The 22,130-nt window shown below is 48.2% G+C and carries 29 protein-coding genes; 20 read left to right on the top strand and 9 right to left on the bottom strand.

Features of this window, described 5'->3' with window-relative positions; genetic code table 11:
* Window positions 1–17: 17 nt before the first annotated feature.
* From ACHZA2_RS09910 to ACHZA2_RS09900, 3 genes are read left to right on the top strand one after another with little or no spacing between them, the layout of a single operon-like run.
* Window positions 18–1,295: an ATP-binding protein gene (locus tag ACHZA2_RS09910; RefSeq protein WP_319538950.1), complete on the top strand. Its 1,278-nt coding sequence runs from the start codon at window positions 18–20 to the stop codon at window positions 1,293–1,295.
* An 8-nt stretch (window positions 1,296–1,303) separates the two neighbouring features.
* The gene (locus tag ACHZA2_RS09905; protein ID WP_319579581.1) at window positions 1,304–2,026 is read left to right on the top strand and encodes an MBL fold metallo-hydrolase; all 723 of its coding nucleotides are present in this window, start codon (window positions 1,304–1,306) and stop codon (window positions 2,024–2,026) included.
* Window positions 2,027–2,072: 46 nt separating this feature from the next.
* Window positions 2,073–2,348 (top strand): DNA-directed RNA polymerase subunit L, encoded by a 276-nt coding sequence (locus tag ACHZA2_RS09900; RefSeq protein WP_319579580.1) that lies wholly within the window; start codon window positions 2,073–2,075, stop codon window positions 2,346–2,348.
* 13 nt (window positions 2,349–2,361) lie between these two features.
* On the opposite strand, the gene ACHZA2_RS09895 is transcribed toward ACHZA2_RS09900, so the two are convergent.
* Window positions 2,362–2,973 (bottom strand): translation initiation factor IF-2 subunit beta, encoded by a 612-nt coding sequence (locus ACHZA2_RS09895; protein WP_319538953.1) that lies wholly within the window; start codon window positions 2,971–2,973, stop codon window positions 2,362–2,364.
* 264 nt (window positions 2,974–3,237) lie between these two features.
* Here ACHZA2_RS09895 and mptA point away from each other — a divergent pair, with 264 nt between their 5' ends.
* Entirely contained in the window at window positions 3,238–4,215 is a 978-nt protein-coding gene (gene mptA / locus ACHZA2_RS09890) for a GTP cyclohydrolase MptA (RefSeq protein ID WP_319579579.1), read from the top strand.
* A gap of 2 nt (window positions 4,216–4,217) precedes the next feature.
* Here mptA and ACHZA2_RS09885 read toward each other — a convergent pair whose 3' ends face one another.
* A complete protein-coding gene (locus ACHZA2_RS09885) occupies window positions 4,218–4,733 on the bottom strand; it encodes a HepT-like ribonuclease domain-containing protein (protein ID WP_319579578.1) in 516 nt (171 codons plus the stop codon).
* 602 nt (window positions 4,734–5,335) lie between these two features.
* On the opposite strand from ACHZA2_RS09885, the gene frhA reads away from it, so the two are divergent.
* Genes frhA through frhB form a run of 4 tightly spaced genes read left to right on the top strand, consistent with a single transcriptional unit; the run spans window position 5,336 to window position 8,971 of the window.
* Window positions 5,336–6,703 (top strand): coenzyme F420 hydrogenase subunit alpha, encoded by a 1,368-nt coding sequence (gene frhA, locus ACHZA2_RS09880; RefSeq protein ID WP_319579577.1) that lies wholly within the window; start codon window positions 5,336–5,338, stop codon window positions 6,701–6,703.
* A 13-nt stretch (window positions 6,704–6,716) separates the two neighbouring features.
* Window positions 6,717–7,265 (top strand): coenzyme F420-reducing hydrogenase, FrhD protein, encoded by a 549-nt coding sequence (gene frhD, locus ACHZA2_RS09875; RefSeq protein WP_319579576.1) that lies wholly within the window; start codon window positions 6,717–6,719, stop codon window positions 7,263–7,265.
* Between the two features lie 46 nt (window positions 7,266–7,311).
* Complete coding sequence (frhG, locus tag ACHZA2_RS09870) at window positions 7,312–8,103, top strand: coenzyme F420 hydrogenase subunit gamma (protein WP_319538958.1); 792 nt, start codon at window positions 7,312–7,314, stop codon at window positions 8,101–8,103.
* Window position 8,104: 1 nt separating this feature from the next.
* Window positions 8,105–8,971: a coenzyme F420 hydrogenase subunit beta gene (frhB, locus tag ACHZA2_RS09865; RefSeq protein ID WP_319579575.1), complete on the top strand. Its 867-nt coding sequence runs from the start codon at window positions 8,105–8,107 to the stop codon at window positions 8,969–8,971.
* A 674-nt stretch (window positions 8,972–9,645) separates the two neighbouring features.
* On the opposite strand, the gene ACHZA2_RS09860 is transcribed toward frhB, so the two are convergent.
* The 7 genes from ACHZA2_RS09860 to ACHZA2_RS09830 form a co-directional block, all read right to left on the bottom strand.
* The gene (locus ACHZA2_RS09860) at window positions 9,646–10,161 is read right to left on the bottom strand and encodes a hypothetical protein (RefSeq protein WP_319579574.1); all 516 of its coding nucleotides are present in this window, start codon (window positions 10,159–10,161) and stop codon (window positions 9,646–9,648) included.
* A 181-nt stretch (window positions 10,162–10,342) separates the two neighbouring features.
* Complete coding sequence (locus ACHZA2_RS09855) at window positions 10,343–11,140, bottom strand: hypothetical protein (protein WP_319579573.1); 798 nt, start codon at window positions 11,138–11,140, stop codon at window positions 10,343–10,345.
* A 257-nt stretch (window positions 11,141–11,397) separates the two neighbouring features.
* Window positions 11,398–12,246 (bottom strand): hypothetical protein, encoded by an 849-nt coding sequence (locus tag ACHZA2_RS09850; RefSeq protein ID WP_319579572.1) that lies wholly within the window; start codon window positions 12,244–12,246, stop codon window positions 11,398–11,400.
* 147 nt (window positions 12,247–12,393) lie between these two features.
* Window positions 12,394–13,119 (bottom strand): methyltransferase domain-containing protein, encoded by a 726-nt coding sequence (locus tag ACHZA2_RS09845; protein ID WP_319579571.1) that lies wholly within the window; start codon window positions 13,117–13,119, stop codon window positions 12,394–12,396.
* Entirely contained in the window at window positions 13,116–13,433 is a 318-nt protein-coding gene (locus ACHZA2_RS09840; protein WP_394698544.1) for a nascent polypeptide-associated complex protein, read from the bottom strand. The genes ACHZA2_RS09845 and ACHZA2_RS09840 overlap by 4 nt, the downstream gene beginning before the upstream one ends.
* Before the next feature lie 23 nt (window positions 13,434–13,456).
* On the bottom strand, window positions 13,457–13,921 hold the full coding sequence (locus tag ACHZA2_RS09835) for a PUA domain-containing protein (protein WP_319538965.1): 465 nt from the start codon (window positions 13,919–13,921) through the stop codon (window positions 13,457–13,459).
* Window positions 13,893–15,293: a DHH family phosphoesterase gene (locus tag ACHZA2_RS09830; RefSeq protein WP_319579569.1), complete on the bottom strand. Its 1,401-nt coding sequence runs from the start codon at window positions 15,291–15,293 to the stop codon at window positions 13,893–13,895. Before ACHZA2_RS09830 ends, ACHZA2_RS09835 begins: the two co-directional genes overlap by 29 nt.
* Window positions 15,294–15,436: 143 nt before the next feature.
* Between ACHZA2_RS09830 and ACHZA2_RS09825 the strand changes: the two genes are divergently transcribed.
* From ACHZA2_RS09825 to ACHZA2_RS09770, 12 genes are all read left to right on the top strand, one after another.
* Window positions 15,437–16,861 (top strand): NAD(P)H-hydrate dehydratase, encoded by a 1,425-nt coding sequence (locus ACHZA2_RS09825; protein WP_319579568.1) that lies wholly within the window; start codon window positions 15,437–15,439, stop codon window positions 16,859–16,861.
* Entirely contained in the window at window positions 16,858–17,331 is a 474-nt protein-coding gene (gene moaC / locus ACHZA2_RS09820) for a cyclic pyranopterin monophosphate synthase MoaC (protein ID WP_319538968.1), read from the top strand. The genes ACHZA2_RS09825 and moaC overlap by 4 nt, the downstream gene beginning before the upstream one ends.
* 102 nt (window positions 17,332–17,433) lie before the next feature.
* Window positions 17,434–18,024 carry a 50S ribosomal protein L15e gene (locus ACHZA2_RS09815; RefSeq protein WP_319538969.1) on the top strand — a complete coding sequence of 197 codons (591 nt, stop codon included), beginning with the start codon at window positions 17,434–17,436 and terminating at the stop codon, window positions 18,022–18,024.
* An 11-nt stretch (window positions 18,025–18,035) separates the two neighbouring features.
* Window positions 18,036–18,686 (top strand): RNase P subunit p30 family protein, encoded by a 651-nt coding sequence (locus ACHZA2_RS09810; RefSeq protein ID WP_319579567.1) that lies wholly within the window; start codon window positions 18,036–18,038, stop codon window positions 18,684–18,686.
* On the top strand, window positions 18,683–19,171 hold the full coding sequence (locus tag ACHZA2_RS09805) for an Rpp14/Pop5 family protein (protein WP_319579566.1): 489 nt from the start codon (window positions 18,683–18,685) through the stop codon (window positions 19,169–19,171). The genes ACHZA2_RS09810 and ACHZA2_RS09805 overlap by 4 nt, the downstream gene beginning before the upstream one ends.
* Complete coding sequence (gene psmA / locus ACHZA2_RS09800) at window positions 19,161–19,880, top strand: archaeal proteasome endopeptidase complex subunit alpha (RefSeq protein ID WP_319538972.1); 720 nt, start codon at window positions 19,161–19,163, stop codon at window positions 19,878–19,880. The genes ACHZA2_RS09805 and psmA overlap by 11 nt, the downstream gene beginning before the upstream one ends.
* 24 nt (window positions 19,881–19,904) lie before the next feature.
* On the top strand, window positions 19,905–20,600 hold the full coding sequence (locus ACHZA2_RS09795; RefSeq protein WP_319538973.1) for a ribosome assembly factor SBDS: 696 nt from the start codon (window positions 19,905–19,907) through the stop codon (window positions 20,598–20,600).
* 53 nt (window positions 20,601–20,653) lie between these two features.
* On the top strand, window positions 20,654–20,941 hold the full coding sequence (locus tag ACHZA2_RS09790; RefSeq protein WP_319538974.1) for a 50S ribosomal protein L37ae: 288 nt from the start codon (window positions 20,654–20,656) through the stop codon (window positions 20,939–20,941).
* A 7-nt stretch (window positions 20,942–20,948) separates the two neighbouring features.
* On the top strand, window positions 20,949–21,083 hold the full coding sequence (locus ACHZA2_RS09785; protein ID WP_109940869.1) for a DNA-directed RNA polymerase subunit P: 135 nt from the start codon (window positions 20,949–20,951) through the stop codon (window positions 21,081–21,083).
* On the top strand, window positions 21,080–21,484 hold the full coding sequence (locus ACHZA2_RS09780; RefSeq protein ID WP_319579565.1) for a hypothetical protein: 405 nt from the start codon (window positions 21,080–21,082) through the stop codon (window positions 21,482–21,484). Before ACHZA2_RS09785 ends, ACHZA2_RS09780 begins: the two co-directional genes overlap by 4 nt.
* A 7-nt stretch (window positions 21,485–21,491) precedes the next feature.
* Window positions 21,492–21,767, top strand: a complete 276-nt coding sequence (locus ACHZA2_RS09775) for a KEOPS complex subunit Pcc1 (protein WP_319579564.1) — start codon at window positions 21,492–21,494, stop codon at window positions 21,765–21,767.
* The gene (locus ACHZA2_RS09770) at window positions 21,764–22,126 is read left to right on the top strand and encodes a prefoldin subunit beta (protein ID WP_319538977.1); all 363 of its coding nucleotides are present in this window, start codon (window positions 21,764–21,766) and stop codon (window positions 22,124–22,126) included. Before ACHZA2_RS09775 ends, ACHZA2_RS09770 begins: the two co-directional genes overlap by 4 nt.
* Window positions 22,127–22,130: the final 4 nt, after the last annotated feature.

The following is a 22,130-nucleotide window of genomic DNA, read 5'->3' as shown; positions in this document are numbered from 1 at the left end:
CGATATGAGTTATTGACATGGCCCGTGACGAGGAGATCCTGGACCTGATCGAACTGCTTCTGGCGGCCGAGATTTTTAACCAGAATCAGAATCTGGATATCAACGATCTGACCCCCATTGCACGTGAGGTATATGGTGTTCAGAGCATGGAAGGGGAACGGGGACCCGTTGTGGTCTCGGAGAGCGCGCTACAGAAGGTTCTCGGTATCCCGGACGCACATCTGCGTCTGGAAAAACACCCACTCACGGTGTATGAGGAGTTCGGACACCGGCTCAGAATAACCACACTTCCAACCGGATTCAGTTGGTTTATCAAGCATAACGGAGAGAAACGGATAAAAAAGAACCCGGTTCTCGCCTGGTACGCTGAAGCCAACAATCTTCTTTCTGATGCCTCGCATGCTTCAGCCAGGGATCTTAACCCCAGGTTTGAAGACAGCCGGGTCTCTCTGGACCGGAGAATATCCCGGATGCTTGCAGAAGATGAGAAACTCAGGGCCGGCCTTGATCTTATCATCATCAGCGCACCGGAAGAGGTTGAACAGACCCTGGATGATATCATCTGCACCCCAGATCAGGTTCAACGGATCCTGAAACTGAAGGTGGCCCTGGAAAACCTTGAGTTTTTACGGACACACCAGGTGTTTGATATAGGAAAACTGCTCTTTATCGGTCCGCCGGGAACTGGAAAGACATCTCTTGCTTTTGCTCTCTCGCGGGTCTTCCATATGCCAATTCTAGAGGTGAGGCTCCCGATGGTAACCTCACAGTACCTTGGTGAAACCTCCAAGAACATCGACCGGATCTTTGAGGTTGCACGATCTCTCTCCCCCTGCATCCTGTTTATCGATGAGTTTGACTTCCTGGCAAAAAGCAGAATCGGCGACGACCACGGAGCCATGAAACGTGCAGTAAATGCACTTCTGAAAAATATCGACCGGATCAGTCTTATCAGAAACAACGTGCTCCTGATCGGAGCCACCAACCACCCACAACTGCTTGATGAGGCTGCATGGCGTCGGTTTGATGAGGTCATCCCCTTCGACCTGCCTGACCTGGCAACAAGACAACTCATTCTTGGAAGGCTTCTCCAGGGATTTTCATCAGGGTGTGACGTAAGTGAGGTAGCACGCGAGACTGACGGATACTCTGGAGCAGATCTCAAGATGGTTGTTCGTGAAGCCATACTCACCGCACTCATTGATGGCAGGAATCTTTTGAAAGATGAAGATCTGGCTGCAGGTCAGAACCTGATCAAGAACAGAGATGCCAACAGGACCAAAAACTGCCAGTAAGGACAACGATGGAGATAACCCTGCTCGGTACTGGGGATGCTGTTGGAACTCCCCATGTAGGATGTGAATGCGCACAGTGCACCTATGCAAAAAAGAACGGCATCGAACGGCTCAGGACATCAATACTGATCAGGAACGATGACAGAACCATCCTCATTGACTCCTCACCCGATCTGAGGAGACAACTCCTGCAGAACGGATCCCCGAAGATCGATGCGGTCATCTGGACACACGGACATTATGATCACTTCATGGGATTCGGGGAGTTTTACCGCGTGCAGAGGATCCCCCCGGTATATACAGCCCCGCAGGTTATGGAATACTGCGGAGAGGTCTTCCGGTTCCTGATCCATGAGAGACATGAGATCCCGGTGTATACCCCGTTCACTCTTTTTGGCCTTGAATTCATTCTGGTCGAGGTCACGCACCCGGATGTTTACACCTGCGGGGTTATCTTCTCTGATGGAAAGGTGAGGATAGGGTATACGTCTGATACAAATGAGCATCTCCCTGATAAGACCCGTGAACTCCTGACAGGAGTGGATCTCCTCTTCATAGACGGACTCTTCCCTTCATCATTCAAAAAGGTGGCCAAGCACCTCAACTATGAAGAGTCAGTTGCATTGGCCACGGAACTAAAGGCCAAGGATTTTCGGGTCGTTCATATGAGCCATTACCTTCCGTTCAATCTCCCTCATCAGGGCTATGACGGGGAACAATTTATCGTCTGAAGAGGTGGCTGTAGGTTTATGAGTTTTGAAGACACACTAATCTGGAATGAATATTACCGTTCTTGAACTGAGTGAAGATAAGGTTAAAATTGCCCTGATTGGTCAGGGCCATACGTTCATGAACGCCCTCATCAGCGAGATTCAGAAGGATCCAACTGTAGACGTTGCTAACTACGTCATTGAATTCCAATTTTCTGACCCGGTGCTTACTGTCACCACATACGACAAAAAAGACCCGGTTGCACCAATTATCGCTGCATGCACCCGTATTTCTGCAGCATGCAATGACCTGTTAAAAGATGTAGCGTCAGTAAAAAAGTAACTTATTTTTCAGCCTATGGCTGTTCGGTAAATATAATCGAGCCTGATACTTTTGCTATCCTGACTTTCAGTTTTTGACCTGGTTTTGCACCCTTTACATATACAATATACTTACCGATCTTGGCGACTCCATCACCACGACGGGAGGTAGACTCGATATTGACCTCGATGATGTTTCCGGGTTCAAGGCTGCTAGTTGCCATTTCAGTCTTTGCTTTGCGTTTTCTGACCGGGCGGTGACTACCGCAGGCTTCACATTTGATTACCAGAACGCGATCATCCTTGAATAATTTCGTATCAGGTTTGCCACACTCAGAGCAGATGACATAATCATCGACATAACTCTTGACGAGCGGGACGAACAATGACTCCTCAAATTTTCCGTTGAATATTACCCTGTTGCCATCGATCTTCCCGGATGTACCAAGTTCACCAAGGAAGAATTTCATGAGATGATCAGGGTCACGGCGGAGAGCACTGACAATATCGGTAAAGTTCTCAAGGATGGTCGTTTTGCCCTCGATTGAAATCCTGGGTTCGGGGTATGACCAGCGCTCACCATCCTCGGAGGGCTCAGTCACCTCCTCGTATGCCTTATGTAACAGGGCCTCGTATGAATCGACCATGGTACCTATCATTTCTCCCGGTAGCGGGATAAACATAAGGCACCCCCAAGGTACGGTACCCCCTATCTGTAGAGATGAAGGTTGAATGTATCAGCAAAGAACAAGGAGGAACAATTCCTGACATTATTATCCACCCTTTTATTATTGGATAGCAATGTCGCGGAATTTCATCTTTTCTGATTATGTGAAGCAATAGACAACCTATTAGTATCTCCAGTACTCAGTTGTAGGAACCAGCTCAATCCCTACTATAAGAAAGGAGCGATGATCATAACGAAAACTGCAGAGCGGGCCTTTGTCAGGGAACTCCCCGATGTACAATCCACCACCCCGGATGTCAGAATCAACCTCACCCGGGTGGGCGTCAAAAACGTCAAGAAGATGGTGGAGGTATCCCGTCCAGGAAAACGCCCGGTCATATTTATATCAAATTTTGATATCTTTGTTGACCTGCCAGGCAGCCTTAAAGGAGCAAATCTTTCACGGAATTTTGAAGTGATCGATGAGGTACTCCAGCAGGCAATTGAAGGAGAAGTCAAGGAGATCGAAGAACTATGCAGCATGGTTGCCAGAAAACTGCTTGACAAGCATGAGTATGCTGACCGGACTGAAGTCCTCATGCGGAGCGAGTTCATGGTTGCCGGTGAGACACCGGTTACCCGGACAGTCTGTCAGGAGGTTGTCAAGGTTTTTGCAAGTGCAATAGCCAAGCGAACCTTCAAGGACCCAATTGTCCGAAAGAGCATCGGTGCAGAAGTCACCGGGATGACTGCATGCCCTTGTGCCCAGAACATCATGCAGGAGCGGGCCCGGGAGGTTATGGAGGGGCTCAATATTGAGGCCGCAACCATTGAGAGATTCTTCCAGGAGGTCCCGATGGCCACCCATAACCAGCGGGGAAGAGGATTCCTCTCGATCGAGACCGATGACGAGAGTCATGTTCCGCTCGATAAGATCATCAAGATATTAAAGCAGTCGATGAGCACCCCGATCTTCGAACTCCTGAAAAGGGGAGATGAGGGGCATGTTGTACTTGCTGCGCACAAGAATCCCAGGTTTGTTGAGGATTGCGTACGAGAGATGGCACGCCGTGTTCATGCAGAGTTCGGAGAACTACCGGGTGACTCTGTTGTAACCATTGCACAGGATAATGAGGAGAGTATCCACCAGCACGACGCATTTGCCGAGCGACAGGCGACTATTGCAGAATTATCAGATGAGATCAACGGGGACAACACCTGATCTCATCCTAATAGGAAGATAACTACAAGGATACATACCAACAGCACTATCCCGGCAGCAAGAACCATCTGTTTGCGGGTAATGAGATTGGTCCGGCTGAGTTCTTCACGCATTAGGATAGCATAGGATTCATAGCGTGGAAGTGAGTCCATGACTTCTTTCAGATCCTCTTTTGTCACCTCATGAAAATGGTGAGAGCACTGGTTCCTGAAATTCACAAGAAAAATGAGATCCTGACGTGTTGCCGGATCAATAACATTGTAATCTGAAAGACGTTTGAAGATCGCTTTATTTCGAATCTCTTCTTCAGGTCCTGCGTACCCACGGAAATAGACAGTCTCTCTTCCAAGGTCGATCAGACGATTTGCAAGAGCAAAGAGTACCATAGAGAGGGCATAGAAATTACGTCTATCTCTATCCTGACGTGTCTGCTGCAGACTGATACTTCGGGCGTCTTCAAGGTACTGATTGATGTCCGAAAGGATCTTTCCTTGTTCCGGAGTGAGCCTGCTTCCCATATCTCACATTTAGTTGGGCATGGTTCAGGATAAGCAGATCAGTCCAGGTTGATTCGATCATCAGGATCATAAATCTGCTGCCGATTGATAAAATGTAAAGGAATCTTTACCGGTTCCAAGCGCAAACTGATAATTTTTATTCTTCTTAAAATTTAAGAGATTATAACTGCAGAATCAGTGTACCCACAAATAATAAACAGAGGATGCTGAAAAGGAGATAGATATTTGCAGTGAGTAATACAAAGAAAAAACATGAGGTAGATAATATCCAATATTTTTTATCCATTTTCAGAAATTTGCTAAATATGCAGTAGTTTATTTTTGGTCACCAAATTTTTTGTTGAAATAATAAAGGACATAGTAATACACCTGGTTGAAAAGTGCTACCCATAGCACCCAATACGAAATTAAATAACACACATCAAATAAATTTGGCGCGATTTTCCCCAATATTTGGGGTTCAAATGGCAAAATAGATATATGAAACTCTCAAATTACCAATTGTCGTACACTGGTACGGTCGTACCCTCAGATCTCCTGAGGGCTCTCTCGCGATGAGTGGTATAGCACTACGAACAAACCAATAATGAAAGGCGATTCTCTTGTCCAAAGTAGTAGAAATTTCCCCAACCACAAGACATGAGGGGCATTCCAAGCTCGTTCTCAAAGTCAATGATGAGGGAATTATTGAGCGAGGAGACTGGCTCAGTATAACCCCGGTTAGAGGCCTGGAAAAACTGTGTATCGGAAAGACGATGCACCAGGCACCAAAGATCTCATCCCGTGTCTGCGGTATCTGCCCGATTGCACACACTCTGGCAGGTATCGGAGCCATGGAGGCATCTATCGGCTGTGAGATTCCACAGGATGCATATCTGCTCAGGCTGATCCTTCAGTGCGCAAATAAACTTCACAGCATTGCACTGCACGACATCCTTGCGCTGCCTGATATGTACATCCCAGGCACCGAGACAAAGATCAATCCGTTCACTCCGGAAGAACCAGTCAGAACCGTTGCAAAGCGGATCCAGCGGCTCCGTGAGATCGGACAGACTATCGGTGAGATTGCAGGTGGAGAACCAGTTCATCCAAGCAACCCACGTGTCGGTGGAATGTATTACAACATCAGTCCTCAGGCAAAGCAGAAACTCTTTGATCTCGCAAAGGAAGCACTCCCGATGGCCATCGCCCAGATGGACTTCATGAATGCTGTCTTTAAGAACTTCGAGAAGAGGGAGACCGTTACCGTCGGGAAGACCACCGTTGAGATGCCAAAGGAATTCGGATACCACAACCAGGGATACATGGCTGTTGACTCGATATTCCAGTCATCCAGCCTGGACTTTGACCCCAAGTGGGATCCAAACCGCTGGACTGATGTAACCCCCTGGGACTGGTATATGGGTGAGTGTGAAGTTTCACTTGAAGACCCAGACTACCCAATTGGTGGAACCTCCAAGATCGGAACCAAGGCATGGCCACAGATGCAGGCCTGCACCTCCATTCCACTCTACGACGGCCAGCCAGTCGAAGTCGGTCCACGTGCCCGTATGGTCACCTTCAAGAACTTCGACCACAAGGGAGCCATGGGTCAGAACATTGCCCGAGAAATGGAGTACCCAGACTGTCTGTACACCATTATCGATGCCCTGGATGCCCTTGACTGCAATGGATCTGTCCTCGCTGACGAGATCCCACAGGGAGATGGCAGCCTCGGATGGAACGCCAACGAAGCACCCCGTGGAACCGATGTCCACCTGGCAAAGGTCAAGGATGGAAGAGTCCAGATGTACAACCTGCTTGTGCCAACCACCTGGAACTTCCCGACCTGCAGCCGGGCACTCGAAGGAGCACCCTGGCAGCTCGCAGAGGTTATTGTACGTGCATATGACCCCTGCGTCTCCTGTGCAACCCACATGCTGGTCGTAGACGAGAACAAGAAGATCATCGCCCAGAAACTCGTCCAGTGAGAGAGTCTCACGCATGCTATTCCAGGAGATCGTGATATGCGGGTGCGGTAACCCGCTCTTTGCTGACGACGGGTTCGGTCCGGAAGTAGTAGAGGAACTTAAAAAGATCTCACTACCTGAAACTGTAAAGGTGATTGATGCAGGCCTTGGAGGCCCGCATTTTATCTTTACTCTGCTAGACCAGTCTGAAGAGCCGGTGAAGAAGATAATCATCATTGATATTGCAGACTTTGGTGGAAATCCCGGAGAGATAACACTGTTAACTCCATATGATCTGCCTCCAGGCAAATACCGGGATGCTCATTCATGGGATCTTGCAGAACCACTTCACCGCTTAAAAGACAAGATAGACATCACGATCATTGGATGTCAGCCCAAGCGTGTTACTGCTCCTGATTTAGAAATCGGACTCTCGGATGAGGTTGCAAGCGCGATTCCACGAACAGTACAGTTAGTGCTGAAGTTGTTGGAGGAGCATTATGGGACTACTATCGCTGATATTCGGGAGGAAGGAGAAGAAGCCGGAAGAGGTAAAACCACCACAACCGGCTGCAGCTCCTAAACCCGTGGCGAGTGTGAAACAAGAATCACATAAGGAGGAAAGACCTGTGTCTAACAAAATTACTCTCGGACATGTGCACATGAGTGGGTGTACAGGATGCTGTGTCTCAATTGCAGACACCTATGGGGGCCTGTTCACTCTACTCGATAATTACGCAGATCTGGTATACACCCTGACGCTGGTGGATGTCAGACACATCCCAAAGATGGATGTTGCCCTCGTTGAGGGATCTGTATGCCTGCAGGATGAACTCTCTGTTGAAGAGATCAAAGAGACCCGTGAGAGAGCAACTGTCGTGGTTGCACTTGGTGGATGTTCAGCATACGGAAACATCACCCGGTTCTGCCGTGGTGGCCAGTTCAACCAGCCCCAGCACGAGTCATTTGTCCCAATCTCAAAGTTGATCGATGTAGATGTCTACATCCCTGGCTGCGCACCAAACCCAGAGGTAATCAGGAATGTTGCTGTTATGGCATACCTGCTGCTCAAGGGCAATGACGCACAGAAGAAGCTGGCAACTGCTTACCTTGCACCACTGATGGCACTGGCAAAGGACGGATCACGGATCGAGTCCGACAGTGAGGCCTGTGGCTGCGACATTATGCTCAAGGTCATCAACCAGGGCCTGTGCATGGGCTGTGGAACCTGTGCAGCATCCTGCCCGGTCTTTGCTATCAGCATGGAATACGGTAAGCCAAACATTGACCGCGAGATGTGCATCAAGTGTGGTGCCTGCTATGCCTCATGCCCACGGAGCTTCTTCAGTTTCGATGTATGTGGCGATTACGAGAACATTCTCGGCGCAATTACTGCTGCAATGAACCCAGGAGGCAACTAACATGGATATGCTCGGCAAGTACAAATCCTGTGTTGCAGCACGCAGCACCAGCAGTGAGATCCTGAAGTCATCCCAGGATGGCGGTATTGTCACCCAGATGTTCGTGTATGCTCTTGAAGAGGGCATCATCGACGGTGCAATTGTCGCAGGACCTGGCGATGAACCTTGGAAGCCAGAACCCATGGTTGCAACTTCTCCAGAAGAGATCCTTGCAGCCCGGGGAACCAGGTACAACATCTCACCAAATATGGCAGTTCTCAAGGAGTCTGTCCGGAAGTACGGCCTTGACAAGGTTGGTATTGTCGGTACTCCCTGCCAGATCCAGGCACTTCGCAAGGCTCAGCTCTACCCAATTGGGATGCGGTACGTCACCGACAAGATCGCTCTCGCAATGGGTATCTTCTGCATGGAGAACTTCTCCTACCAGAGCATGAAGCAGATCGTCGAAGACCACTGCAATGTGGATCTGCACTCACTCAAGAAGACCGATATCGGGAAGGGTAAGTACTGGGCATACACCAACCGTGGTGCGGTCTCCCAGATCCCCCTGAAGGTCACTCACAAGTACGAGCAGCCAGGCTGCCACGTTTGTCTGGACTATGTAGCCAACATGGCTGATATCTCAACCGGATCAGTTGGAACCCCGGACGGATGGAGCACAGTCTTTGTCCGGTCCACCAATGGTGACAACATCTGGAAGAAGGCAGTTGAGGCAGGCGTATTCGAGATCAAGGCAATCGACAGTGTCAAGCCAGGCCTTGACCTGGTGACCAAGCTCGCAACCGAGAAGATCACCAAGAACCAGAAGGAACTTGAACACCGTGCATCTATCGGTGTTGGCAAGGGTCTTCGCAACCCATACATCTAAAGGAACCTTCGGGTTCGTTTATCTTTTTTTGCCTCGATTGACCCTGAATTGAGAATACGGTTTAAACCTATCTACAGAATTCTATCAACTTCCAAAAAGCATCATAAGGAAATCCATAATTATTCATCCTTAAGGTGAGTAATTTGAACAATATATCGAATAATGATATACATAAGAGATAGCAAAACCCAATACCCATTATTCCAAGTGGATGAACAAGGATACCATGAAGAATAGAAAACTGCTGATTGCTAGGCTAACCGCTAAAGAGTAGAGAGCGAGTGATAGAGGACAATCCTGCTTATTGGGTCATTGTTGATACTTCAACGCTTGAAAGAGATCCCGGTTTTCAGCAGTTGATGAATCATAATCCAGCATGTATCCTCATGATTGTGTTGGGCCCTATTTGGAAATAGAGAGAAAGAGAGGTCAGAACAAAAATATCAGCAGGAACCGCAGAAGACGCGATTACACCACATATTGCGTAGTATACGACGATTACTGCGAACGTCAATCTTCAAACAAGACTCGTAACAGAAACGATGAATAATTACGCGTTTGGAGGCTGAAACATCAACCAAACTACCATTCCGAGAATATCTACATTGAAACTTTAGAAAGCTGGAACTGCAATAAGGTACTGAAAAAAGAGTTAGAAAGTATCAATCACAGATTTATGAATACTTAAACAATGAGGTAGAGGGCTGCATACTCTTGACATCGCTTGAGTTAAACTTCTCACTCGGCTGCATGCTCTTGACATCACTTGAGTTGAACTTCTCACTCGGCTGCATGCTCTTGACATCACTTGAGTTGAACTTCTCACTCGGCTGCATGCTCTTGACATCACTTGAGTTGAACTTCTCACTCGGCTGCATGCTCTTGACATCACTTGAGTTGAACTTCTCACTCGGCTGCATACTCTTGACATCACTTGAGTTGAACTTCTCACTCGGCTGCATACTCTTGACATCACTTGAGTTGAACTTCTCACTCGGCTGCATACTCTTGACATCACTTGAGTTGAACTTCTCACTCGGCTGCATGCTCTTGACATCACTTGAGTTGAACTTTTGACTCGGCTGCATGCTAGTCGGGTATAACACATCATCGGCAAAGGATACTCCCACAATGCCAACTAATAGGGCGATTATTACACCCGAAACCATCACCATACTCATACGCTTCATATCAGGATTCCTCATATAAAATTGATGGATATGGTATTTAATCTTACTATTCTTTAAAGAGAAAAACCGGAACAATCCATTTTAGAGAGAAATTTCTTTCAGAAATACACACTCTCTGTTAACCATTGCTTCAAAATCGGGAGGAATCACACTATAAAAAGAAAAACCAGGATTATTAAATTTAAACCCTGAATCCGGATTGATATGCAAAAGCCTTCTGGAAGTTCTTAATTCCTCCAGTTACCATTGTCGAATCTTTCCAGGTATTGGTTGCCGCGGTCTTGTTCCAGGTTGCAGTTGCTGAATTATAGTTATCATCGCCACCATCACGTGCTTCCATGATGCTGCCTGCGAAAACAGTCTTGACTGTTCCTTCAGCGTACCCACTTCCAGAATTGGAATCAGGAGTTACAGCAATCTGATAGTTCAGACCGGCAGGCACCCCTGCATCAGAAGCAACTGCCCGAATCTGGCCTTTAGTAGATATTTGAGCACTGTTTACGTTGATGAGGCTGCTCTTAGCTGATACAATATTACAGAAGGCCGGGAGGGCATCGTTCGCACTTGTTGAGAAGACACATCTGATGTTGCCATCTCCTGAAGCATAATTACCTGCTACCGAGAGGGTATACTCTTCTTCACCAACAAGGTGTGCACCTTCGGTACTGGCATATGTCAGAACTTTCTGTGCTTCAACATTGTACAGACCACTGGACTGATCCTTCGAACTGAAGTCAAAGTTCTTGTTCATACTGAGTTTACCACCATTTGTCATGATCGAATCACGATAGGTAATATCTGCAATCGATTGGGAGGCACCCAGAATACCTGTTGGGATCGCTCCAGGCGAGGCAATAACCCATGACAACATGGTGTTGTCAGATACAAAACCAGTAACATCAATCACAGTATCGATTGAGAACACCTGATTTTCCGGTGTCTGGTTGGGAAGCCGATCACCCGCGGCATAACCGATCATGGCGAAAAAAACCACCAACACAGCACATACAACTGTTCTATATTTCACAATAGTTCCCCACTACCATACCTGGAAAACCAGGCATATGAGGATACATTATGACCTGAATTATAAGTAGTTTCTTAAAGAAATTGTTCCAGAAAAAATCACAAATAAAATCCCATTCGCAAAACAAAAGCCAAAACAAAACGCAGTTTGAATTTACCGCGAAGCACTAAAAAAAGAAATCCCAAAAGGGAAATTATTGGGTATCAGAGTTATACTCTGAATCCGGAGCTGTATGTGAAGGCCTTCTGCATGGTCTTGATTCCACCGGTCACTGTGGTAGAATCTTTCCAGGTGTTGGTTGCAGAGGTCTTGTTCCAGGTTGCGCCTGAGCTCAGTGCATAGTTGGCGTCGCCACCGTCACGGGCTTCCATGATGGAGCCTGCGAAGACGGTTGAGACAGTACCCTCTGCAAAGCCGCTTCCGGAGTTTGCATCAGGGGTAACAGCGATCTGGTAGTTCAGGCCTGCTGGCACATCACCGGTCTCGGCGACTGCACGGATCTGGCCCTTGGTTGAAACCTGTGCGCTGTTCACGTTAACAAGGCTGCTCTTTGCAGAGACGATGTTGCAGAATGCTGGGAGAACACTGCCGTGGTTGGTTGAGAAGACACAGCGGATGTTGTCTACTGCATTTGCGTAGTTACCTGCAACTGAGAGAGTGTACTCCTCTTCGCCAACAAGGTGTGCACCTTCGGTGCTGGCGTAGGTCAGGACCTTCTGCTGCTCAATGTTGTAGAGGCCGCTTCCCATGTTCTTGGAGCTGAAATCAAAGTTCTTGTTTTCAGCGAGCTTTCCACCGTTGGTGAGGATTGCATCCTTAAAGGTGACGTCAGCGATTGTCTGGCCTGCCTTCAGAATTCCGGTTGGAATTGCACCTGGACCTGCAATGACCCAGGACATGGTGGTCTTGTCGTCGACTGCACCAGTTGCATCGATGACGGTGTCAATAGAGAATACCTGGTTCTCTGGGGTTGCGTTGGGCAGACGGTCTGCTGCTGCAAACCCGGTAACTGCCACAAGGGCAACCAGTGCAACAATTGCTGCAAATACGAACTTCATTTATTTCCTCCTACATTTCATGCTGATACTCTCAGCATCAACGTAGACACGTTGTCAGTAACGAGTTATATATTTTCTGAGTTTTATGATTTACCAAAAAGAGGCACATTCAAAACTCAAATTGAAAAATAAAAGAGGTACAGAGGATCACTTCCGCATAATCGTGATGTACCCACTGTGGCAGACACGGGTTGAAGGCCTTGTTCCTCGTTCACCACGGTCCATATCACGCATAATGCATTCGTACGAAGCACACTCACCAAACATGCCTTTCGAACCATCATATGCCAGGGCCATCTGTTCAAAAAATGGAGTGTAACACGCAAGGTATCCACCCGGTTTGAGGACAGAATGGGCATGAATTATATGATCATGAGTGAGCCCGAGATCCAGATGAACCACATCATACATCCGTGCCTCTTTCAGAATATCCCCGTTGATTATCTCAAGGTTCTGTATCCCTGCTTCACTGATGGTCATTCGGGCCTGTTCGGCTGATTCTGCCCTTCGTTCATATGATGTAACATGGGCCGCTACTCCAGCAAAAAAGATTGCCGAAATACCACTCCCAGTGCCGGCATCCAGAACATGATCATGCTTGTTCATGCCGGTCAGGCCAATCACAAGACCAATATCACGAGGCAGCATGGGAGCCGTGCTTCTTTTTGCATACTCAAAAAAGTCGGTTGAGCGGGGAAGCCGGATCAGGAACTCTTTTCCCGAATGTGTGTGGATGACATCCCCCGGCTCCTTTCCCACAAGTTGCCCCAGATCTACAAGACCGAGATCAGTCCCAAGCTTCCCATCTGACGCTCGCACAAACCAGGACTTCCCATTACAGGAGATGATAACCCGATCAGATAACCCGATCATTCACTATTTCCGGCTAACTTCAAAATAGCATCAGCAATGTCACCCTTCGATGCTTCAAGGGCTGCCCTGGCAGTATCCATCGGGACATGTGCCTGCTCGGCAACCAGCGATGCATCATCATCAGGAATTTCCAACACTGCATCTTCAAACCGGGGCTCTCCCGTTATCTGCCAGGTGGTAACACCCTGCATTTTCATTATGGCAACTTCAGCCTGATCAAAAACATATCGCCCTTTAGGGGTTGTGACCACAATCTCCAGGACATCCTCAACCGGGCGGACATCCATACCGAGCTGTTTCATTACCTGTTTCATCTTTCTGGGGTTCATTCCTGGTATCATTCCTTATCCTCCTGATCTTTTCCTTTTCGCACAGATACTGCTACACCACAATCTGACAGAACCATCTCATCCCCTGATATCATTGCATCCCCAACGGCCTGGAGAGTCCCGTCACCAGAGAGCACAAGAACCTCATCTCCGGCCTGGATATCAGAAGACGCTTGAGTCACATGTTTTGCAAAAACGCTCTTCCCAATAGCAATGTACGGGCAGACGTCATCACGGACTATCACCCGGTTCCGGGAAGAATCCAGAACCTGTGCAAGCCGTTCAGCCCCTAAAAGACCTAAAGTAAGCCGCCCGTCATGAGCACGAAGAGTGGCAAGCCGGCGGCCATCAAGCATAACCTGCCTGACACCACCCCTTCTGGAGGTGATAAAGCGGCTGGTTTGCGGAAATAACTGAACTCCGATACCCTTTCCAAACTGATAGTCAGCAAGAATCTGAACTCTTTTGAGCATATTGCTGCTTAATTATTCGGTTGACATCTTCGATAAACTCTTGTTCAGCATCACGGGGAATAAATGCCCCTGCAGCAATCCGATGACCGCCTCCCGAAGAACCGTCAACCCGTTCACATGCCACACAGAGGGCTTTCTGAAGATCAACCCCTTTATCCACGACTTCAGGCTTGGTCCGCATCGAGATCTTGGTTTTGGACGGATCAAGAGAGTCCTCGCACATGATTAAAATTGGTTTTTCAGGATTAAGACGCGAAAGTGACATCCCCGCACCAATACCAACAATGGTATCAGGGAACCGGTCACCGACATGGATATAAAGCAGATGAGAAAGCTCAGAGACTCCGTTGTCGGTGATATACTCCATCACTTCCCTGATCTTGTTCCGGTGATTTCTCAGCATCTGTTCAGCTTCACGGTATGCCACCACCCGATCCCCACGGCAGATTGCTCCTCCGAGTTCCGGCCTCTTCCATCTTCCGCATGAGTTCAGGAGGGTCGCATATTCTGATGCATTCCGGAGAGTCGCCTGGATTATATTCTCATCAGGAAAGAGATAATGATCTGCAAACAGCCGATCCAGACTCTTCCCAAAAGCCATCATCTGATCAATAATAGAACAGACAACAGTCTGTTTCTCCTCTAATGTGAGTGATTCCCATACCGGCCACCGGTTTGCGGAAACTGGTTTGATACCTATCCTTTCAAGGAAACGCCTTGCACCATCGGGATCGTGGGATACTCCGGGAATGTCTATGTCGTCAGAGTATGCAAGTGCATTCGGAAGGGGCCTTGTAGATATTCCGTATATATTGAGATCATGTTCCCAGACCTCGACATTACCATAGCCCACCCCATCGGCCATGATCTCACGTGCAGGACCTGATAATTTCAGGTTCTCCCGATCCATCATGTCGCCGATATTGCCGACCACTGCCAGTTTTGCAAGATCGCAATTGATCTCATCCATCTCACGAGCAACCAGATAGGCGACTCCGGCGGCACTCATCTTTTCATGCCCGTGCAGGAGGCAGTTAACCTCCAGATACCCCGTATCAGCGGGCTGGCTTACATGATGATCGATGATGACAACATTATCTGGATGAATCCCCTTCTCCTGGAGCATTGTCTGTTGACCTGAACCAAAGTCAGAAAAGATCTTGAGCGAGTTATCCCCGGGAATCTCATGAAGGGTGAGGGGATCCAGTTGTCTGAGATAGACACTCCTGACAGGGATCCCTGCACGCGAAATCGCCTGTGAAAGGATGGACTCGCTGGATATACCATCAGCATCGATATGAGAGATGACAGTTGCTGATTTACATGAAAGAATTGTTTCAGCAGCAGACCGCACATCCTTATCAAGACTCATTTAATGTATGATATGGGACTTGAGCAGAGAAGAATGAGTACCTGTGTGAGAGTAAGGTGACAACCAACAGGAATTGAATCATCTACTACTGAAGGCAGAGGTGCTCAAATACCCCAAATAATAAGTGAGGGTCTTAAGGTCAAATGATGAGATTTTGGGAAGATTCGCACCAGATCAGGAAATATCTGAATCAGCAGATCATCACCCCTGAAAGGATGAGGGTGATAGATGCAAACGCAAGGGTTCTTGGAGTCAGCGATCTGCAATTGATGGAGAGTGCCGGGCATGCTCTCGCAGATGTTGTCCGCCGGTACCACCCGACATCTGTTCTTATCCTCTGTGGCTCAGGAAATAATGGAGGAGATGGCATGGTTGCTGCACGTCTTCTCACGAGAGAGACCGAGGTTACCATCCTCTATTATGACAGTCCGAAGATGTCCCCTGCCTGTAGAACACAGTTGTCCGTTCTCCAGAATTGCGCAGTGAAACTCTTCCCAATGCGGTGCAAAGACGATCTTCTCACTAGGGAACATCTCTTTTCACAATCAGATCTGATAGTTGATGCACTGCTCGGAACCGGTGTGGCAGGGGACCTAAAAGAACCCTATAAGAGTTGCGTATACCTCGCCAATGAAACAAAATTGCCAATAATATCTGCAGACATGCCCACCCCGGGGATCATACCAACCGTAATCTGTTCATTCCACCGGGCAAAGTCAGAAGGTTCAGAAACTGTTGATATTGGTATTCCGGTTCTCGCAGAGATCTGCACCGGGCCGGGGGATCTGCTCCTCATACCTGATCGGAGGTCGTCCGCGCATAAAGGGATCGGAGGATCACTTCTTGTCATCGGGGGAGGACCATACCAGGGAGCACCATATCTCACAGGAATGGCAGCCCTTCGGGCAGGAGCAGATATCGTCCGCGTAGCATCTCCCTCGTATCTCCAGTTCCCGGATCTTATTCACGTACCAACAAAAAGAGAGCAGATATCAGAAGATGATATTGACAGTCTCGCCGGTTTGTGCGAGAGGGCTGATGTGGTCGTCTGCGGTATGGGGCTTGGTCCTGATTCACACCAGGTAGTCAGTGCAATTGCCCCGTACTGCAGAAAAGCAGTTTTTGATGCCGATGCCCTCCGCCTGCCTCTCCCGGTTGCAAAAGAGACGATATACACCCCCCATGCAGGCGAGTTTGCGAGGATTACCGGGAAAAACCCGGGTACAGAGATCCATACCAGGGCTGATGTTGTCAGGAATGCAGCAACTGATGGCACAGTTCTCCTCAAAGGAGAAGTCGATGTCATATCAGATGGAGAAGAGATCAGATTTAACCGAACAGGTACACCTGCGATGACAGTAGGAGGGACCGGAGACATCCTGGCAGGAGTGTGTGGGGCACTGTTTGCAGTGATCCCCGCATTTGATGCAGCATGCATCGGAGCCTATGTGACCGGTTCTGCAGGAGAAATTATTACAGAGCAGATGGGGTACGGACTTACCGCACAGGATCTTCTCCCGGTCATCCCTCAAATTCTGTACAGACATACAACACTGGGGCACACATGACAGAGTTCACACATATTACAGATGATCGCGCCCGTATGGTTGATGTTTCATCAAAAAACGAAGTAAACCGTGAGGCGGTCGCTTCAGGAGTTATCATCCTTCGCCCGGAGACACTGAAGGCGATCGCAGATGGAACAACTATTAAGGGTAATGTCCTGGCAACCGCACGGGTAGCCGCAACACTGGCAGTAAAAGATACCTCCCGGATGATTCCGATGTGTCATAATATCCCGGTGCATGGGATTGATATCGAATTTGAACAGGATGAGAGATCCATCACAGCGCGCGTAAAGGTGATCTCAAGCGGAAAGACAGGTGTTGAGATGGAGGCCCTGGTCGGAGCCAGCACTGCACTCCTCACAATATGGGATATGGTGAAATCGGCAGAAAAAGACGAGAACGGACAGTATCCGGTCACCCGGATCAGCGACATCATAGTAGAAGAGAAACGAAAAGGGCACCAGCCATAAGGGTACGGCAATAAATAGCAGCGCTCCCCATAAAGTAAGGAACACGGGATTAGTCCTGTTTAGGAATGTGGCCTGATATCAGGCTGAACCTTTGGAGAGATCATGGCAAAATCGATGTATGCATATGTCAGGGATGCATGGAAGGTTCCGGCAAAGTCCGGAGTTCGTGCACTCCTCTGGGAACGTATGCAGGTATGGCGCCGGGAAGGCAGCGTAGTACGTGTCCTCCGGCCAACAAGAATTGACCGTGCACGTTCACTCGGATACAAGGCAAAACAAGGAATTGTTGTCGTCCGTGTAAAAGTCCGTCGTGGTGGAAGAAGGGCATCCCGGTATGTCCGGGCCCGGAGAACTGCACGGATGGGCATCAACAAGCGCACCATGGGTAAGAGTATTCAGCGGATCGCAGAAGAGCGTGCAAGCAGAAAATACCCGAACATGGAAGCACTGAACTCATACTGGGTTGGTGAAGACGGTAAGCAGAAGTGGTATGAAGTTATTTTAGTAGACCCACACCACCCGTCGGTTATCAATGACTCCAATCTCAGCTGGATCAGTCAGACCGGACACCGCGGTCGTGCTGAGCGTGGAAAGACCAGTGCAGGTATGAAAGGCCGTGGTATGGGCAAGCGTGGAATCGGTACCGAAAAGTGCCGCCCAAGTGTAAGGTCCAATGCCAACCGGGCCAAATAATTTTTTTTGGAATGCAGCGTATTGACGGCTGTTCTTTTTTATTTCAATCAGGTTCCTACTCAGTCAGTCGTGCCATAAGGGAACTGAAAGAGATCGGATATACCGGAATGGTTGCCTGTGGCATCAGGGATGAGAAGGTACCATTCGATGATTTCCAGATTATTCCTGCCAGGTACATCAGAGGAACTAACATCAGAAATCTCCAGAAAGAGATCCAGGATCCTGCCGAAAAAGGCAAGTATTGCATGGTACAGGCTGGAGAAAACGGGCTCAATCGTTCTCTTTTAACCCTTCCAGGAATCCATACCCTTTGTGATCTGCAGAGTGCCCCGAAAAATGCTTTCGACCGCTTTTGCGGACAATTAGCGGTTGAACGGAATATCGCCATTGACATCAGAGTCAGACCACTCTGGGAACTGAGAGGAGTCCCAAGAGAACGAGTGATACGAGCGTATGAGGAAATCCTTCTCCTGCAGAACAGGTATGAATTTCCAGTCACAATCTCCAGCGGTGCACAGACAGTCTTTGAAATAAGAAACAGCCGGGCAGTTACGGCACTTCTCAAAGAGGTTGGAATGGACAAGGATCTCATCGCCAGATCCTTTGCATCAGTGCCTGGCCTTCTTGAAACCCATAAAGCAGTACAGGAGATATCCGAATGAGGCTCAGACCCTCAATGCGGGAGAATTATCGATATATCCTCACCAGAGTTGTATCTGCAGAACAGATTGATGCTAAAGATATCTACCTGGCAATTTCTGACACATTTGGTTCACTTTTTGGTGAGATTCACGCATCATGTGCCTGGGTAGCAGTAATGGAGTACAAAATCCCATACACCATTATCAGATTCAGAAGAGGGTATGAACAGAAAGTAGAGGCTGCACTTGCCACCATTACAACAGTAAAAGGATCAGCGGCAGCAGTACATCCGGTGAAGACATCGGGAACAATCAGGACGATCAGAGAAGAGATTCACAAGAGAAATTTCTCATCCCGCCCTGGCAAAGTGAAAATTAACGGCGAATGGTTCTCTGCTGAAATTCGAACAGACAACAGGATCGATCTGAAGGAGAAGGGCATTAATCCTAATATACCCCTCTATATAACAGAAGAGGATATCGAGGACCTGCACTATGATGAATAATAACCAAGCTGCATATGATCGTGCGATAACCGTCTTCAGTCCTGACGGGCGCCTATATCAGGTAGAGTATGCCCGTGAAGCGGTTAAAAGGGGGACCACTGCCGTAGGAATCAAATGTCAGGATGGAGTGGTTCTGATAGTAGACAAGCGAATCAACTCCCGCCTCCTTGAAGCAAATTCTATTGAGAAGATCTTCAGAATTGACGAACATATCGGAGTGGCCTCATCTGGTCTGGTCGGTGATGCGCGTGCTTTGGTTGACAGGGCACGGGTCGAGGCACAGATTAACCGGATCTCATATGACGAGCCCATTGATGTGGAGACTCTCTCAAAGAAACTCGGGGATCACATGCAGACCTACACCCAGTTTGGAGGAGCCAGACCGTATGGAACAGCTCTCCTGATAACGGGAATCTCTGATGGTCAGTTCAGACTGTTCGAAACCGATCCCAGTGGCACACTCCTTGAGTACAAAGCAACAGGGATAGGAACCGGAAGGCCGGCTGTAATGAAACTCTTTGAAGAAGAGTATACCCATGAATGTTCTCTCGATGATGCCATTAAACTCGGACTGAAAGCACTTCACGAGGCTACTGAAGGGAAATTTGATGTCTCAACGGTTGAGATCGGAGTGATCTCCCGAAGTGAAGGCATCTTTAGAAAGATGACCAGGGAAGAGGTCGCAACATACATCGATCAGCCCGCGTAACGCGGTGATGTGAGGGGATGAGAGATGATACCACTAGATCATGCAGTGGTTGCCAGAATCGAGAGTCATGGTGAACGGTTTGAAATTCTGGTAGATCCAGATATTGCCGCAAAAATCCGCCATGGCGAATCAATCGATATTGAGGATGCAGTTGCTGCCCTCTACATCTTTGAGAACGCATCACAGGCAGAGAAAGCATCAGATGAAGGTCTGAAGAAAGTATTCGGGACCACCTCTTTCCAGGAGATTGCAACAAAGATCATCCTGAAAGGAGAGATTCATCTTACCGCAGAACAGCGACGGGCAATGATTGTAGAGAAGCGTAAGCAGGTCGTATTCTTCATTGCACGAAACGCTATCAACCCACAGACAGGTCACCCGCATCCACCCCAGAGAATTGAGATGGCCATGGAAGAGGCAAAAGTGAATATCGATCCTTTCCGCAGCCTGGAAGAACTCGTGAAGGATACGATGAAACTGCTTCGGCCTCTCATTCCAATTAAATTTGAGGAGATCAAGGTAGCAGTCCATATCCCTGCCGATTATGCACCCCGGGCCTATGGCGAGATCCAGTCTGCTGCCACCATCGATCAGCAGGAGTGGCAGAAAGACGGCTCATGGATCTGTGTTGTAACCATCCCCGCAGGAATTCAGAACGAATTCTATGATCTGATCAACAAGATCAGCCGCGGAGAAGCAGAAACGAAACTTGTCAAGTAACTATAAGTGGAACTAGAACAGATTAGAAAGGACATTCGATAGAGGTATCTTATATGGGTAGTGTCAAGACAAAGGCCAAAGGAAGGGTTTCCGGATCAACTGGTCGCTTTGGCCCACGATATGGAAGATTTATCCGCAAACGCGTTCGAGAAATTGAAGTTATTTCAAAAGCTGCTCACACATGCCCACGGTGCGACAATATTACTGTAAAAAGAGTCGGAACCGGAATCTGGGAATGTAAGAAGTGCCAGTTCAAATATGCCGGAGGCGCATATGTTCCGGTTACTCCAAACCTGAAGATCGCACTTCGCGCAATTGAACGCACGGTAAAGGAGGGATAATCCCCCCATGCCAGGCTCATATAAGTGCGCCCGGTGTAAACAGAAGGTCGAGATCGATATTAATGTCCGCTGTCCTTTCTGCGGACACCGGATCCTCTTCAAGGAACGAGGAGCAGCGATCAAAGAACTGAAAGCCCGATGACTCTTGTAACCACATCACGCCGTTCAACCACTGAAAGCAGAGGTGTGGCAAAAGATCTCGCGTTTGCCTTAGGTGCCAGGTATGTTGCCAGGGGTAAACGGGGAATGCGTGAGCTCATTGAGGATGACTCATCTTTTTTCATCATTTCACAGGACGAGAGAGGTCTTATGCTTCGCTGGTATCATAACAGCTCTCCTGAACTTCAGCGGAAGATCGTTTCATATGAATGCAAAACCCGCGAAGGAGTTCTGACCAGAGGCGTTGTGACATCAGACAGGGATATTTATCAGCAACTGAACCGGATGTACCCGGTATTAATGCAGGAAAGCGATACTTCACTCCTCATAGCAGATGGACCACAGCGCCGGCAGAGTATTTTGAAACTTGGAAAAGCAGAATAAAATACTCATGCACGTTGCACAATTCAGGATAGAAACGATCTCAGCATCAATTATCTGTGAGGCTGTTGTTCCTGAAGAAGAGGATGAAAAAACCGGAATGAGATCACAGGGTGTGTGCCGGATGATATCTGATGAATGCCTTGAGATATTAATCCACGCTGCAGACCTTCCCGCACTTCGTGCATCAGTAAACTCATGGCTCAGATTGATACAGGTTGCATCCGAGATGATTGACAGCACTCAAATCAAAGTAGGTATAACATCAGAGGGAACTTCACTATGAACAGTATTCCACCAAAAGTGCAGAACCAGATAAATATGCTGCAGCAGCTGCAGCAGCAGTTACAGACTGTCGCGGGTCAGAAAAACCAATATGAACTCGCTGCCCAGGAAGCGAGAAGAGCAGTTGAAGAGCTCGGTGACGCTCCCGATGGTGCAGCGGTTTACATGACTGTGGGAACTGTTGTTATAGAAAAACCGCGCGATCAGGTGCTTGAAAAATTAAATGAAAAGGTTGAGACATTCGAGATCAGAATAAAATCAATCGAAAGACAGGAAAAAGCACTTCAGGAGAAGTTTGAAAAACTTCAGGCACAGGTCAGACAGGTTCTCGACGGGGGAAGCACTCCGGAAGCTGCCTGATATT

The organism is uncultured Methanospirillum sp., assembly GCF_963668415.2.
GTDB lineage: Archaea > Halobacteriota > Methanomicrobia > Methanomicrobiales > Methanospirillaceae > Methanospirillum.
Note: the sequence above shows the minus strand (reverse complement) of the source record. Positions and strands in the feature narration are given on the sequence as shown.